Annotated in this window: 15 protein-coding genes and 1 pseudogene; 5 read left to right on the forward strand and 11 right to left on the reverse strand. The window is 40.4% G+C overall.

Annotation, left to right across the window (positions count from 1 at the left end; all coding sequences use genetic code 11):
• Positions 1 to 260 precede the first annotated feature (260 nt).
• Positions 261 to 746, forward strand: coding sequence for an 8-oxo-dGTP diphosphatase (locus tag H0Z31_13605; GenBank protein ID MBO8178473.1), 486 nt, complete (start codon positions 261 to 263; stop codon positions 744 to 746).
• Positions 747 to 912: 166 nt separating this feature from the next.
• On the opposite strand, the gene H0Z31_13610 is transcribed toward H0Z31_13605, so the two are convergent.
• On the reverse strand, positions 913 to 1,533 hold the full coding sequence (locus H0Z31_13610; GenBank protein ID MBO8178474.1) for an alpha/beta hydrolase: 621 nt from the start codon (positions 1,531 to 1,533) through the stop codon (positions 913 to 915).
• 148 nt (positions 1,534 to 1,681) lie between these two features.
• Here H0Z31_13610 and H0Z31_13615 point away from each other — a divergent pair, with 148 nt between their 5' ends.
• The gene (locus tag H0Z31_13615) at positions 1,682 to 2,149 is read left to right on the forward strand and encodes an antibiotic biosynthesis monooxygenase (protein ID MBO8178475.1); all 468 of its coding nucleotides are present in this window, start codon (positions 1,682 to 1,684) and stop codon (positions 2,147 to 2,149) included.
• Positions 2,150 to 2,208: 59 nt separating this feature from the next.
• The gene (locus H0Z31_13620; GenBank protein MBO8178476.1) at positions 2,209 to 2,667 is read left to right on the forward strand and encodes an NUDIX hydrolase; all 459 of its coding nucleotides are present in this window, start codon (positions 2,209 to 2,211) and stop codon (positions 2,665 to 2,667) included.
• Between the two features lie 37 nt (positions 2,668 to 2,704).
• Here the strand turns inward: H0Z31_13620 and H0Z31_13625 are convergent, their stop codons facing one another.
• The 4 genes from H0Z31_13625 to H0Z31_13640 form a co-directional block, all read right to left on the reverse strand.
• Entirely contained in the window at positions 2,705 to 3,808 is a 1,104-nt protein-coding gene (locus H0Z31_13625; GenBank protein ID MBO8178477.1) for a sensor histidine kinase, read from the reverse strand.
• Between the two features lie 177 nt (positions 3,809 to 3,985).
• The gene (locus tag H0Z31_13630) at positions 3,986 to 4,174 is read right to left on the reverse strand and encodes a hypothetical protein (GenBank protein ID MBO8178478.1); all 189 of its coding nucleotides are present in this window, start codon (positions 4,172 to 4,174) and stop codon (positions 3,986 to 3,988) included.
• Between the two features lie 4 nt (positions 4,175 to 4,178).
• Positions 4,179 to 4,682: a hypothetical protein gene (locus tag H0Z31_13635; GenBank protein MBO8178479.1), complete on the reverse strand. Its 504-nt coding sequence runs from the start codon at positions 4,680 to 4,682 to the stop codon at positions 4,179 to 4,181.
• A 272-nt stretch (positions 4,683 to 4,954) separates the two neighbouring features.
• A complete protein-coding gene (locus H0Z31_13640; GenBank protein MBO8178480.1) occupies positions 4,955 to 6,418 on the reverse strand; it encodes a catalase in 1,464 nt (487 codons plus the stop codon).
• Positions 6,419 to 6,633: 215 nt separating this feature from the next.
• Here H0Z31_13640 and H0Z31_13645 point away from each other — a divergent pair, with 215 nt between their 5' ends.
• Positions 6,634 to 6,816, forward strand: coding sequence for a hypothetical protein (locus tag H0Z31_13645; protein ID MBO8178481.1), 183 nt, complete (start codon positions 6,634 to 6,636; stop codon positions 6,814 to 6,816).
• A gap of 222 nt (positions 6,817 to 7,038) precedes the next feature.
• Here the strand turns inward: H0Z31_13645 and H0Z31_13650 are convergent.
• Positions 7,039 to 7,400 (reverse strand): annotated as a pseudogene (locus H0Z31_13650) (ASCH domain-containing protein).
• Positions 7,401 to 7,521: 121 nt separating this feature from the next.
• Between H0Z31_13650 and mutT the strand changes: the two are divergent.
• Positions 7,522 to 7,926, forward strand: a complete 405-nt coding sequence (mutT, locus tag H0Z31_13655) for an 8-oxo-dGTP diphosphatase MutT (protein MBO8178482.1) — start codon at positions 7,522 to 7,524, stop codon at positions 7,924 to 7,926.
• 242 nt (positions 7,927 to 8,168) lie between these two features.
• On the opposite strand, the gene tatC is transcribed toward mutT, so the two are convergent.
• From tatC to H0Z31_13680, 5 genes are all read right to left on the reverse strand, one after another.
• On the reverse strand, positions 8,169 to 8,891 hold the full coding sequence (gene tatC, locus H0Z31_13660; GenBank protein ID MBO8178483.1) for a twin-arginine translocase subunit TatC: 723 nt from the start codon (positions 8,889 to 8,891) through the stop codon (positions 8,169 to 8,171).
• Between the two features lie 340 nt (positions 8,892 to 9,231).
• On the reverse strand, positions 9,232 to 9,432 hold the full coding sequence (locus H0Z31_13665; GenBank protein MBO8178484.1) for a twin-arginine translocase TatA/TatE family subunit: 201 nt from the start codon (positions 9,430 to 9,432) through the stop codon (positions 9,232 to 9,234).
• A 166-nt stretch (positions 9,433 to 9,598) separates the two neighbouring features.
• Positions 9,599 to 11,245 carry a DUF839 domain-containing protein gene (locus tag H0Z31_13670; protein ID MBO8178485.1) on the reverse strand — a complete coding sequence of 549 codons (1,647 nt, stop codon included), beginning with the start codon at positions 11,243 to 11,245 and terminating at the stop codon, positions 9,599 to 9,601.
• 403 nt (positions 11,246 to 11,648) lie between these two features.
• Complete coding sequence (locus H0Z31_13675; protein ID MBO8178486.1) at positions 11,649 to 12,149, reverse strand: acetone carboxylase subunit gamma; 501 nt, start codon at positions 12,147 to 12,149, stop codon at positions 11,649 to 11,651.
• A gap of 16 nt (positions 12,150 to 12,165) precedes the next feature.
• Positions 12,166 to 14,442: a hydantoinase B/oxoprolinase family protein gene (locus H0Z31_13680; GenBank protein MBO8178487.1), complete on the reverse strand. Its 2,277-nt coding sequence runs from the start codon at positions 14,440 to 14,442 to the stop codon at positions 12,166 to 12,168.
• Positions 14,443 to 14,461 lie beyond the last annotated feature (19 nt).

Consider the following 14,461-nt stretch of genomic DNA (forward strand, 5'->3'; position numbering starts at 1 on the left):
ATCTTGGCTTGCACTTTCGGCATCTTGGCTTGCACTTTCAGTATCTTGGCTTGCACTTCGGCATCTTGGCTTGCACTTTCAGCATCTTGGCTTGCACTTCGGCATCTTGGCTTGCACTTTCGCACATTCGGCTTGCACTTTCGGCATCTTGGCTTGCACTTTCGGCATCTTGGCTTGCACTTTCGGCATCTTGGCTTGCACTTTCGCTATCTTTTTTCCAGTAGCAGTTTCTATCTATAAAAAAAGGAGAGATTCACGATATGTCCGTTGATTGGAAAAGTATCGAACACCAAATATACACATTGTGTATGGTGCAGCATGAAGATAAAGTGTTATTAATTAAACGGCCTGATCGGTTAGGGTACCCAGGATATGTGGCCCCCGGGGGTAAAGTCGAATTTCCAGAAAGCATCGTGGAAGGTGCCGTAAGAGAAGTAAAAGAAGAAACGGGCCTCACCGTAACGAATTTAATTTTTAAAGGAATAGACGAATATGTGAATCCGAAAGAAAAAGTGCGATACATGGTCTTTAACTACTGGACCGATACGTTTGAAGGCGAGCTGCTGGAACATCCACCGGAAGGCGAACTTGTCTGGGTCCCGATCGACGAAGCTTTAAATTTACCGATGCAAGACTGGTTCCGCGTAAAGTTCCATTTGATTCTTGAACCCGGTACATTTGAGATTCACCGCGAGTGGGACCAAGATTTAAATAAACAAGTGTCCATGAAAATTACCCGTACATAAATAACGCAACCAAATTCTGAACGAATTTGGTTGCGAACATTGTTCCTATAATTTCACCACGATAAAATATGTGGTTCGATATGATCAATTCCCCAATGCTGTAAGAATTTCATAATTTTCATTTTGTATTCATCAGGTGGGGAAATACCAATAAAATAGTCCATAATTATTCCTCCCTTTCTTTCACCCACTTCTCAATTGCCACCATCACTTCCTTCAACCAGTCGATGGATTGTAAAACACTTGTATCCGTTCCTAAACTATGGTCCGCCCCTTTCATAATCACTGCTTCCGGGAACTGTTCTATTCGTTCGGCATGAAAATACGGATCGTTATCACCAATGATATATAAACTCTGATGTATTCCTTTTAGCATGCCATCGTACACGAGATCATTGGTGACGAGTGGGGTAAGCCAAATAAACGAAGCATTTGCAAACCGCTCTTCGTTCACAAACATTGGCAACACAACTGTCCCCATCGATTTTGCGATAAAGCAAAACTGTTCATACGTGTGTTCACGTAACACTTCGTTAACAACCGCGCGTACATCTTGCTGAAATTCCTCAAGATCTGGAGATTTCTCGTACGAATAATTCACATGGAGCACATCGTACCCGTTTTGAACCATGATTCCTGTCGCATAGTACAACAATGGTCCTTGCGTCGTATAGCCGGCCCCAGGGAGCATCACTGCCAAACGATTCGTCTCAGCCGGCCGCCGAATCAACGTATACGGAATCTCTCGGTTAATTCTGTGCACATGCCCTTTTTTCATCGACCTCATCTCAAGACCTCCATTAACTAAATAGGAAAGTTTTGTAAAGATATCTATTCTTTTTTCTACTCAAAATCTATTTTTCCTTCTTTTTGATAAGCCTCCTCCCGTGCGTTTCCCCCACGCATCGGCTATACTTAGCTTGAGGTGATTTTGGATGAAAATGTATATCGTTGCAGGAGATACGCAGGAACAAGGACTACTCCTTCAAAACGAGAATGAAACAAAACTTATCATCGAATCGGATACGGAAAAAGAGTTACCACAAGCGAAAGTATATGAAGTGCTGGATGCGGTTGGTTCGTTAGATGGTGGATTTGTCGTGTGCAACAATATCCCAGTGACAGAAGAAGGTCGGCCAGTATTTGAACAACGCTTTCAGCAGCGAGCTCGCTTAATTGAGCAGGAACCTGGGTTTCAAGCGATTCGGGTGTTAAGGCCATTATCCGACGACACGTACGTCATTATGACCGTGTGGGAAAACGAGGACGCTTTTAAACAATGGCAACAATCAAAAGCGTTCGAAAAAGCACATAAAAAACGCCGCACAAGTGAAGACGTCGATCAGCAAAAAACTATTTTCCCACGGCCATCGTTTGTCACGACCTATGAAATAAAACAGTAAAATCGAAAAAATGACGTGAGAATGGACATCTACTTTGGCACGTCACAAGGAGAATACGAATGGGCTATATCATGGATTTGCGAAAATTGGTCGGAAGTCGCCCTTTGATCATGGTAGGAGCAAATATTATTCTTCTAGATTCCCATCATCGACTATTATTGCAACTAAGAAAAGACAACAACTGCTGGGGACTTCCAGGTGGGGCTTTAGAGTTAGGAGAGACGTTAGAAGAGTCCGCCAAAAGAGAATTATTTGAAGAAACCGGATTCATTGCGAACAAATTATCATTGTTCCACATTTTTTCAGGAAAAGAATTTTATTATCAATATCCACATGGGGATGAAGTGTATAATGTGATCGCCACTTATATTTGTACCGATTATAAGGGAAATATAAGGATCAATGAAGAAGAGGTGCAGGATGTAAAATTTTTTCATCCAAGCGAACTTCCAGTCAACATTAGTCCACCTGAATTTCCGATACTAAAACAGTTTATTCATGAATATGACACAAAGTAAAAAGGAGCAATAGCTGCTGCTCCCTTTTTCATTGGATTTAATGATTTACCGACGTTGCTTTTTCAATGATTGGCAACGTAAAAATTAACGTCGTTCCTTTGTCTGAATGAATGTGCATCTCCCCATCTAAAAATCGCAGGCGTTCTTGAATTCCATTTAAGCCATTTCCAGTCCACGACTTCCTTGAAAAACCGATGCCGTTATCCGATACTTGAACTTGCACGCTTCCTTTCTCCAACCGCAACGTTAATTCACAAGCAGTGGCCCTACTATGCTTGACGACATTCGTGACTGCTTCTTTAATACATAAGCTGAGTACGTTTTGGTGTAACTTTGGAATGAAATCGACTGTATCCACATCCACTGTAAACGATATCCCAGCGATTTTTAGCATCTGTTTAGCTTCCGCTATCGCTTCGTCTACTGTTGTCACCTTCATGTTTGAAATAATTTCTCGGACTTGCTGCAACGCCCTTCTTGATGTTTGCTCAATTTCCTTTATCTCTTCTTTTGCCCGCTTGGGATCTTTTTCAATGAATCTCTCAATCAATTGACTTTTTAACGTAATGAACGAAAACGAATGTCCGAGCGTATCATGCAAATCACGCGCAATGCGATGCCGTTCTTGTTGTTTCACGAGCTCTTCGATTTTTTCGTTCGCGGCTTTGAGTTGCTCTTCTTTTTCATTCAACGACTTAAAGGCAACGGGCATAACCAGCATAACCACGAGATACAAAAAGTAGTTTTTAATAAAAGTAAAACCGTTCGTCATAAAGTCATACCCAACAATGAAAAACACAACCGCAACAAACATACCGTACCATGTAAAAAATTTTCTTCCTCTGTACCACGCAATAAAATTAGCTGGGAAAAATCCCATCATGATAAACTCTGAAGCGTAGAACAACCCGAAAAAAAGAATAATTCCTAGCATACATCCTAACCAATAAGGAAAATAGCGACCTCCCCAATACACTTGCCTGTAAGCAATAACAAAAAGGAGAAGTAAGAAAAGTCCTACTCCCTTATAAAACGGAGGCGCATGAAAGAGTCCGTAAGTCGGCAATATTAAATAAAGCAGCCACATCAGCGGAAAAAGACCGAACCGCTCGGGAAAAAGTCGAAACGAAAATTTCCTCATCGGCATCGCTTCCTATCATTGGGATTTTTTTGATCGCATCATGGTGGGCGAAAAATAGAAATTATTCTTATATTGTATGGGCTGGTGGGCTAGTTCTGAAAATCAGTCGGTGCATCAATCAATGTTGAGGTACAATAACCAAGTTTCAGAGCATCATCGTATTTCCGGGTGTAAAAATTATTCATTAACAAACAAATATCGTTCAAAAATCATATACACCAAAACAGCAACAACTGTAAGATACATAGAATAATAGAACATACGTATCAGCTGTTGCATCCTTCTTTCTTTTTGACGAAAAGCTAAAAGCTGACCAAGCAATACAAATACAAAAATAAAGATGGCGACAATAAATAAGCTATTCATTCCATTACTCCTCTTTGGACTTAGCTTTACCAACTTTTATGTTCCTTTTTTCTAGTTTTTTTAGGAGGTCATCGTAATTCGTATCACAAAGAACGTCCGGGTCTCCAACCGAAAACGTTTCTCTCGTCAACATGGTTTCACCTTCTTTTTCATAGCTTCCTAAAGCGTGAAAACCGATCATGTCTTGTGGGATATCTTGAACCTTCTTTCCATTTTCATCGACATAGTAAAATTCAGACTTATACCACCCTGAATGCTTTTTCCCTTCCCAACCGAAATCTTCAGGAGAGGATGTCAGCAGTATTCCATCCTCGTCAAATTCGTACAAAATCGTGAAGTGTTTAATCTCTAATGGAGGAGCATCTTCCACATGGTAGACGATATACGCACAGCCTCTAAATCCTTCGGGAAACGCGTAGGCTCGATCGTAAGAAATCGGTTGACTCCAAATATAATAGATTACTATACCTAAAATAACCGAAATGAAGATCATCCGGCCTTTTTTCATCAAATCCTCCCCTTTTGGCCCTGAACGTTGCCTCGTTACAGGACACTTTTTTCCGTTATGAACACCTATTTCACTCCAATATGCCTCGATGATGCGAACAAATTTTAAGCCTTCAATACATTTTTAAACACGTTCCGGACGATTGCTCTAATTATATTGATGTTCCCTTTACTAAGCTACTCCTTTTCATATATTCAATATTTTACCATATTCATACAAAAAAGAACCGCCCGAAAAAAGCAAAATCTCTTTCGGACGGTTCCTTTCAACCATTACCCTTGTTTTACTTCTTCCGGTACTTCTAGGCCAAGACCTTTGGCAACGCGCGTACCGTATTCAGGGTCTGCTTTGTAGAAATGAGCGATTTGACGGAGTTTAATTTCTTCTAGTTCGACCGGCTTCATTGAGTTTACGATATTTTCTACAAGTCTTGTTCGTTCTTCTTCACTCATGAGTCGGTATAAATCACCGGCTTGTGTGTAATGGTCATCATGATTGTATGGAGCATTTTCGGCAACACCCGACACCGGGTACGGCGCTTGTTTTGCTTCCGGTACTTCTTTCGGTCCGCCGAAGCTGTTCGGTTCGTAATAGACAGATCGTCCGCCGTTATCATCGTGGCGCATAAATCCGTCGCGTTGATAGTTGTTTACATCCACTCGCGGACGATTAATTGGTAACGAATTGTAGTTCGCGCCAATTCGATAACGGTGCGCATCATGATACGCAAACAAACGTCCTTGCAACATTTTATCTGGGGACACATCGACGCCCGGAACGAGGTTACCAGGTGAAAAGGCCGCTTGTTCCACCTCGGCAAAATAGTTTTCCGGATTGCGATTCAATACAAGTTTTCCAACTTCTATAAGCGGATAGTCTTTATGGGACCACACTTTCGTTACATCAAACGGATCCCAACGATACGTGTTCGCCTCTTCTAAAGGCATAATTTGCACATATAATGTCCATGAAGGATAATCTCCCTTTTCAATGGCATTAAATAAATCTTCCGTATGGTAATCAGGGTTCTCACCAGCGAGTTTCAATGCGGTTTTGTTATCTAAGTTTTTCACGCCTTGATCCGTTTTGAAATGATATTTAATCCAAACACTATCTCCGTCTGCGTTGGTCCATTTAAACGTGTGACTACCATAGCCGTTCATATGGCGGTAGGTGGCTGGAATTCCGCGGTCACCCATTAAGTAAGTGACTTGATGCAATGATTCAGGAGATAAGGACCAGAAATCCCATACCGCTGTTGGATTTTTTAAATGGGTACGAGGGTCGCGTTTTTGCGTATGGATAAAATCAGGGAACTTGATCGCATCGCGTATAAAGAAAATCGGAGTGTTGTTACCAACAATATCGTAGTTTCCTTCTTCTGTGTAAAACTTTACTGCAAATCCACGTGGGTCACGAACGGTATCCGCTGAACCAAGCTCGCCCGCAACGGTTGAAAAGCGAACGAAGACGGGTGTCCGTTTGCCAACCCCATTAAACACTTTTGCTTTTGTATATTTGGACATATCGTTTGTGACTTCAAAAAAACCGTGTGCTCCTGCTCCTTTCGCATGCACGACACGCTCCGGCACCCGCTCCCGGTTAAAATGGGCTAATTTTTCGAGAAGATGCACATCTTGAATCAACGTTGGACCACGATCGCCTGCTGTTATGGAGTTTTGATTATCGCCTACTGGAGCTCCCCAACTTGTCGTCAGTTTTTTGTTCTTTGCCATAAAAGGATCACCTCTGGAAAAAAATAGTTTAATAACTATATAGCAAAATAATAACACATATAAAATAAAAATCAATACTAAATTATAATTATTTTAATGTAATATTGATTATTCATTATACCCTATTAAACTAAAATGCCAAAAATGACAGACACCTTAAATAATTGTGGAATAAATTAACCATAAATAAGTTGAATAAAGGAGTGAACCAATCATTGGATTTTTTCTTTTACATGACAGTAATTATCGGTTTAAGTCTTATTTACTATGGATACGAATGTAAGAAAAAGTACGAGCTGAAAATGAAAGAAGTGGAGTTGGAAGAAAAGAAAATAGAATTAGAGATGAAAAAACTAGACCATCAGTCGAAAATTCAAGATCCTGCAGAAAAAGCTTGAGGAACGTGCCTCAAGCTTTTGTGTTTACTCTGTAATGCGATTGATGCTCGATTTTTTATTCTTTTCCCTTTCACACCAAAAGCGTAAATATCGATAAACAACGCTTTTGGTTTAATGTTTCCCATTCGTCTAGCTCGTTCATCTTAGCAAAAAGAAAGACAAAACAATAATCCACCATCACCGTTGTCACATTACGGTGATGGTGGGTTCCAATGCGTTCTCCTATGTACTATGGTTCTTTAGTTCCGGCAAATTCACCCAAATAACCGCTCCCTGCGGATGTTTATACGGAATGGGTTCATCGTATAAGACGGGATTTTGTAATACCCAAGCATAAATGTTTTTATAACGAGGATTCAAACATTCCTTCTTCGGAATACAATGATACCGTTCGCCTTCTTGATATTCTTCTAGCGAGAGTTTCTTACAATCTACTAACTCCACCGTGCCGTACACTTTGCCCGAGCCACTTTTAATTAAGGCAATTGTTCCTCTGATTTTCGTATTGGAGCCACGGATTTCCCAAGTCTTCTTTCCTTGAAAAATATAATCGATCCAAGGGGATTTATGATTAATCCTTTCATTTCACCACCTCCATTCATTCCCATCCTACCATATTATGTATAAAAACTACGCCCACCTTTTTAATGTCCTCATCTCTTTTTGATAAAATAAAGAGGAACTTCAGATGAAGGAGACAAAACAATGAAAAAAACCGTACGAGTTGTTGGAGCCGTCATCATGAATGAACAAAACAAAATCTTATGCGCGCTTCGTTCACCCGACATGTCGCTTCCGAACCTATGGGAGTTTCCAGGAGGCAAAATTGAAGAAGGCGAAGCACCAGAAGAAACATTAGTCCGTGAAATTAAAGAAGAGCTTGGCTGCACCATCCAAGTACACGAAAAAGTTGAAGAAGTGCATTACGAATACCCATCCGTTATCGTCAACCTGCTCACGTATAAAGCCAAAATCATCCATGGTGCACCAACAGCCAAAGAGCATGCTGAATTAAAATGGGTACCCCTTCAAGAGCTGCACACTCTCAAATGGGCACCCGCGGATGTTCCGACGGTGGAGGCGTTGTTAACAGGTTATACTAGTCATTAATAGTTTAATTTTCCTCGGTAGGTAAATTCCTGTATTTTGTATCGTGTTTACAAGTTAGAGAATCCCCATCAAAAAGACTGCCTGTCCTTTAAATACTATTTGTAAAAACTCTGGACTTGCAAAGATTAGAAGAAACAAACATTGTGGATAAGCCTTTTGAACAGGTCAAAAAGAGTTACCATGAAAATGGTAGCTCTTTTACATACTTAGCTTGGGCATCCATACAGGTTGTCATAAAAAAATTACGCGGACAAATGCATTACATGTTTACGTCGATAAACGACCTTCGATAATAAAACACTACATTCATAAAGAAACAGTAGTGGGAGAATAACTAAAATGTCTGACAGAAAATCCGGGGGAGTGATTAAAACCGCAGTTAAAACTAATACAAAATAAGCATACTTCCTAATTTGTTGTAATCGGTAAGGATTCAACACCCCAAGACTTGTCAGGAACATGATAATCACCGGAAGTTCGAATAAAAATCCGAATGGAAGAGTCATATGAATCATAAATCGAAAATATTTTTCCGTTGTGAAAAAGGTCATGAACATATCTTCTGACAATGAGAGAAGGAAATTAAAAACGATTGGAAAAATGACTAAATAACCGAAGCATATTCCTAATATAAAAAGGATAAATAAAGCTGGAATGTAAGCCAAAGTAATTCTTCGCTCATGTTCTTTTAATGCCGGACGAACGAAGAGCCAAATTTGATGTGCGGCGATTGGTATCGTTCCTGCAATGGCAATAACGCCGGCTAGCATCAAATAGACCCATAAAATGTCACTTGGTCCTAAAATGGCCAGCTTCACCGGTAAGTCATGAACGAGCCAGTTATAAATCGTTGGTACATATATAAAGGAAATAATTAACAATAGTATAAAAGAACCAAGTGTAATGATGAGACGTTTACGCAATTCTTCTAAATGACCGATAAGGTCCATATCACGATTTTCCATTGTTTGCCCCCTTTATTAAAAGACTCTACCCTGAAATAACTGTGGATAACTTTTGCTGTTATATCATTTATCGATGTGCCAATTTTTATTGGCATGGTTGTCTGTTAAGCGATCCTGTTGATATTTATACATTCGTTGCAAGCGGACGCTTTCCGCGGGCTAGGTGCAAGCCGCTTCCCTCGCTACGCTCAAGTATGGGTCTTGCCTGGCTTCTTGTTCCAGCTGGAGTCGCCGCCGTGTGAATAACTTGCTAAAAATCAACAATGACATATAACATAGCCTATTAAAAAAAAGATGCAAGCATGAACGAGCTACTTACATCTTCCTGAGTTCGTTTTAACTAAATGGTTTTTCCCTCTTTATTATTCGACTGCCCTTTGTTCAGCTCCTCATCGGACACTAATTCTCTTGTCGATTTTTTAAATTCTCTTAGTGTTGTACCAAATGCACGTCCAATTTCCGGCAATTTTGATGGACCGAAAATGATTAAGGCAATGATCAGAACAAGTATTAAACCCGGAACGCCGATGTTTTGTAACATTCAAAATACCCCTCCTACTTATATAGTGTTTATCTTTCTTAACGAATTTTTGTACAAACAAAAATCATCTTGAGTAAATAAAGAGCTAAAGTGTAAACGAGATAACCCGTTTACACTTTCCTTCTGACAAAGAAGATGAACTTTCTTGATTTTGGTAAAAAGTTAATTATTTATTGAAACTTCCACCTTGTACAGCTACTAAACAAGAACGGCCAAAATCATATCCAGGATATGGATTCCATGTTTCCGGATGCTGCACATCTAAGAATAAAGTACGCTCATCAGGTGTTAACCATGGACCAGTTACTTCGCATCCTCTTGGACCTGATGCAAACTGGAACGGTTCTCCGTAGTTTTTACCATCGGTTGGAATCATGAAAACTCCGCAGTTTTTATATGCTGCATACACGTTATCCTCCGTAGCATGGAAATCTTCTACGACCCAAAGGTTTCCTTTACTATCAAAATGAAGATTGTCAGGACAAGTGATACCGCTTTGACGTCCACCAGCTACAAATACTTCAAAAGTAAACTTATCGCTTCCATGATCACCGTCAGCAGGTATAAAACGGATAATTTGACCATGGAAGTTTCCGTGCTTCGAATTGTTGGTTAAGGATAAAAATACAGTTCCGTCATGAGGATGGATTTCTACATCTTCTGGACGATCTAAAGGTGTGGCGTTCACCGCACGTCCTGCCTCACGTGCATACGTTAACACGTCAGCTTGGCTAGTAAAGAATTTTTTGCCGTCTTTTTCGTAATTTTGCAAATCTGCATTTGTTTCATAGTCAAGTGGAATCCATCTTTGTTTTCCAAGGTCTGCTACATATAATGTTCCGCTTTCTAAAATATCAAAATTTTCCTCACGGTTATTTGGGTTATATTTCTTCTTGCTAATAAATTTATAGAAAAATTCATCGCGTTTATCATCACCCATATAAACAACCACTCTACCGTCTTTTGTTAATCCCATTGCTGTATTTTCATGGGCAAAACGTCCTAATGCAGTATGCTTTCGAATAGGTGCATCTGGATTAAACGGGTCAACTTCAACTACCCAGCCATAATGTTCGTCTATGAAATTAGGCCACCCATAATCATCACCATAATATGTATTCTCTTCACAGGACAGAGCTGTATTCCAAAGAGTTTTTCCACCGCTGCAGTTTCCAAGTGTTCCAATTACTTTTGTTGCCCCTTTTACCGCTTTACTCCCGCTAGCTGGACCGGTTAAAGTAATAAGGGTATTCCCATCTACACGACGGTTATATTTATCATCTTTCACCAATTTCCATTCGCCTTTTTCTTTCTTTACACGAATAACAGAGCCGCCAACTGCCTCTTTTTCCATCTTTAATAGTTCAGGATAGTTTGAAAGATTGGATTTACTAAATGTACTTGGGTCAATTCCTAGTATTTTCATATAGTTTTCGGGTTCAGGGAATTCATGGTTCACCCAGATTAATCCTTCTTCTGAATTGTTGCCGCCTTCTAAGCAATCGATTGGAAAATATACAGTAAGATCGGCTGAATCACCAAATATTTCGCCTTTTGAGTTAATGACATCACCATAAGATGCAATAATGTTGTATCTGTATCCTTTCGGTAGAACTAAATCATTTTCCCATGTACGATGAATAGGTTTAAAAGGTGCTGTAAGTGGCTTACCTTTTCCTTCAGGTTGACCATTCATTAAATGGTTGGCTGTTACGGCACTCGCTTTATTTGTTATTGTTTCAATCCCAGATGATGCTGCAACTAACGCCGCAGTACTACTTCCTACATATTTTAAGAATAAACGACGATCCATCCACGTATCACTCCTTTATCGTGTTTAGTCGGTGTACATCTTTGATTTTATTCTTCTGAACAAAGAATTTTAATTAACCAAATGTAAATCTTTGTTAAATAAGTATAAAACTTTTACATGTTAGTAAACTGTGTTACACAATGGAATCCACCATAAATATTGAATTTTTTTTGTAAAACTTTTTTAGAGATTGTATATTGTTTTACCGATTCTGATGCGAAAAACATTCACTAAAAACATTGAATGATTTAGCCTGTTGTCAGAGATTAAAGAGTCAATCCAAATCACTTCTATATAAAAAAGGTCTTATCGAATCTTCGATAAGACCTTTTGCTTACTGTTAACCTGCTATTCACCATTCCTTATTTCAAAAAACTTAAAAACTACCTTTCATTCAATTTGGTTATTTTACCTGAGGTAGTGGACGCTTTAACCACTCACTATAAAAAGTATCAATATCTGGCTCAAAATCTTTTATTATCGGATACCATGGTGTGACTGCTTCTACTTCCAGCTGAGTCGCACAATTCGGGCAATAGTATTCACGAATGACTTGCCACTCTGGATCTGGCGCAAGCATTTTCGGATATAGCTCCGTCATTTTTTCCTCGGTATCACGAACATATATGAGCGCATGAAGTTTCCAGTTATCACTTGCCTCGCAGAATTCATGTCCGCAGTCACACTTGACGATTCGTTTGCCGTCTGGCTTCTGAACGATGTAAAGGTGAAGTCCGGCCGGCAGCAAAATCGGATCATCCCACGGAACCCTTTCCTGCAGGATGCTGATATACTTGTCAAACCGGTCAGCATCCTTAAAATTCGAAAGCATCTCTTTTAATTTGAAAAAATCAATCGTACCATCAATTAACTCTTCAATCGTCTTGCGATCGTATTGTGTCATGTTTTCACCCCATTCGTTATGATTTTTTCTGGTGATTTATTTTAGCGCCAAAAGTTGGTACCCCTAACTCGTCTTCTGATAAATACCATTCTTTCGGTAGATTCCAAAATTCTTTAAACTCATTTACAAATTTTTCACTTAAGGCAAAACTGCTCGCGTACATATGGCGAACTTGCACAGCCGCTTCTTTGTTGATAATTTTTTGTCTTTCTTGTTCCATCCATTCTTTGACTGGAACTCCTCGCTTAAGACGCTCTTTTCTCATTTGTTTACGGCGTTTTTCTGTTGCTTTCTCATCGACGATATACTTCCCTTTTTCATTTTGACTGACAACAGCACCGTAAACGCTTTCGGCATAACGCGGAAGCAGATGCCCTTCATTTAAATCATCCTGAATCATGTTCGGTTTGCGCTCAAGCGGATCTCCAAATCCAGGACCCCCACGAAGGTAATTTAAATATAGATCGTAATTTTCAAAAATGGTTTCTGTCGTAATGGATTGCTTATCACGGATAATTTCTTTAGCTTCCATTAATTGGTCATAGGTTGGATTGTCTGGATCGGCATCTCCACCTGTTGGGATAGGGAGTCTCTTTTCAATCCGTTCTTTCAAGTTCGTACCATGTGCTTCAAAACGGTAGCCTGATGCTGCTGGATAACCGCCCATTAAGCCGCAGTCACTTGACATGTAGCCATTCCCCATAAAGAACATCGTCCAGTCTTTCGCACCATATACCATTCGTAACGTTTCATAGCCGCTACCGCCACGGTATTTTCCGTACCCTGCTGTATTTGGTTTAATGCTTCGTCCTAAATAAAGGAGTGGTTCTGCAAGCTCCCAAATTTCCATATCTCCCATATCGCCTTCAGGGTTCCAAATCGCTGCAGCATGGCTAATACCGTCACGAACCGCACTTGCTCCGACCCCTTCAGCTGCTGATTCGAAGCTGTTGACCGCATGATTTTCGTTAAATTGGTTATACCCGCCTCCTTGCAGCCAGTTCGAAGTATTCGCATTACCTGCATTGACTTCTTCCAAATATCCGCGGGCAAAGTAGTTGCGGCTAAGCGCACGCCATAACGGACTCCACGCAGATACGAGGAAGTGCCATGCATAACTATGAGCGGTACGAATATCGTCTGGATTTAACCATGAACCATATGGTAAGTCAAATTGACTCGCAAAATAAGCTCCGTCATTCACCCGATCGTTCGGAATAAGCGTTTGCGACATCATCACCCAGATTCCGCTCGTAATCGAAACAGGCGTTGCGTTGTAACTGTGCCAGCCCCATCGATTGACGCCTTCGAAGTTGATTTGGAACTTGCCATCCTTATGAACAGTCATTTCAGTTGGCGCATGCATAATGGTGTTCACACGTGCATAAGGAGGGACATCAAGGTTTTTATATGGGACATCCACAAATGAAACTTGGCGGTATTTACCTGGAATCAACAGCGTTTTCACCTGATTGACAAAGCCGCGTCGTCCGTCCTCAATGACCTCACGAATAAAATGTTTATAAGTATCAACACCTTCTTCCTTGATAATATCAAGGACAAGATCCCGAATCATATGGCAGCCGGCAATACGCGTCCGTTCGTCAAGCAGCCAGTACTTGGTTGTTCGGACAGAACGCTGGCTTTCGATGAGCCAATCTTTAAAGAGCGTATCGTTTTTACCGATTTTACGGCAGGCCACCTGATATCCATCATCATAACGGGTAACCGGGCCGACCGTCATACTTCCTGGTGCTGTTGCCCCAACATCGATAACGTGGGTAACCCCACCAACCCAACCAATCAGCTCGCCCCCGTAAAAGATCGGGACAATGGTATGAACGTCACATGGGTGAACATTTCCGATTTGGCAATCATTGTTACAGAAGATATCTCCATCTTCAATTCCTGGATTCTCTTCGTAGTCATTGTTAATCATGTATTTAATCGCTGCGCCCATCGTACCAACGTGAATGATAATTCCAGTAGAAGTGACAATCGAATCTCCTTCTGGTGTATAGAGCGTAAAGCATAATTCTCCTTCCTGCTCAACAATCGGGGAAGCCGCTACTCTTTTAGCTGTCTCCCTCGCATGGACAACCCCTCCCCGCAATTTCGAAAAAATCTTTTCATAACGGATTGGGTCGGTTTCCTTTAATGGTAATGTTCTTAATCCTGCGTAATGCCCTGTTGCTCGGCTGACTTCATCAATTTCTTTACGCATTTGTTTAACCGTTTTTCCGTCCCAACCAATCGTGTTACGGTTTTGTAAGGCTTTTTCAGTAATCGTCATGAAAAAATACCTCCTTTAT

Source organism: Bacillus sp. (in: firmicutes), assembly GCA_017656295.1.
GTDB lineage: Bacteria > Bacillota > Bacilli > Bacillales > JACDOC01 > JACDOC01.

What these genes read in the sequence shown, in the direction of transcription:
- H0Z31_13640 (MBO8178480.1), bottom strand. Translation starts at nt 6,418, where the DNA reads ATGGCAAAGAACAAAAAACTGACGACAAGTTGGGGAGCTCCAGTAGGC.
- H0Z31_13670 (MBO8178485.1), bottom strand. Translation starts at nt 11,245, where the DNA reads ATGGATCGTCGTTTATTCTTAAAATATGTAGGAAGTAGTACTGCGGCG.
- H0Z31_13630 (MBO8178478.1), bottom strand. Translation starts at nt 4,174, where the DNA reads ATGAATAGCTTATTTATTGTCGCCATCTTTATTTTTGTATTTGTATTG.
- H0Z31_13625 (MBO8178477.1), bottom strand. Translation starts at nt 3,808, where the DNA reads ATGAGGAAATTTTCGTTTCGACTTTTTCCCGAGCGGTTCGGTCTTTTT.
- H0Z31_13615 (MBO8178475.1), top strand. Translation starts at nt 1,682, where the DNA reads ATGAAAATGTATATCGTTGCAGGAGATACGCAGGAACAAGGACTACTC.
- H0Z31_13665 (MBO8178484.1), bottom strand. Translation starts at nt 9,432, where the DNA reads ATGTTACAAAACATCGGCGTTCCGGGTTTAATACTTGTTCTGATCATT.
- H0Z31_13605 (MBO8178473.1), top strand. Translation starts at nt 261, where the DNA reads ATGTCCGTTGATTGGAAAAGTATCGAACACCAAATATACACATTGTGT.
- tatC (MBO8178483.1), bottom strand. Translation starts at nt 8,891, where the DNA reads ATGGAAAATCGTGATATGGACCTTATCGGTCATTTAGAAGAATTGCGT.
- H0Z31_13620 (MBO8178476.1), top strand. Translation starts at nt 2,209, where the DNA reads ATGGGCTATATCATGGATTTGCGAAAATTGGTCGGAAGTCGCCCTTTG.
- H0Z31_13675 (MBO8178486.1), bottom strand. Translation starts at nt 12,149, where the DNA reads ATGACACAATACGATCGCAAGACGATTGAAGAGTTAATTGATGGTACG.
- mutT (MBO8178482.1), top strand. Translation starts at nt 7,522, where the DNA reads ATGAAAAAAACCGTACGAGTTGTTGGAGCCGTCATCATGAATGAACAA.
- H0Z31_13680 (MBO8178487.1), bottom strand. Translation starts at nt 14,442, where the DNA reads ATGACGATTACTGAAAAAGCCTTACAAAACCGTAACACGATTGGTTGG.
- H0Z31_13610 (MBO8178474.1), bottom strand. Translation starts at nt 1,533, where the DNA reads ATGAGGTCGATGAAAAAAGGGCATGTGCACAGAATTAACCGAGAGATT.
- H0Z31_13635 (MBO8178479.1), bottom strand. Translation starts at nt 4,682, where the DNA reads ATGAAAAAAGGCCGGATGATCTTCATTTCGGTTATTTTAGGTATAGTA.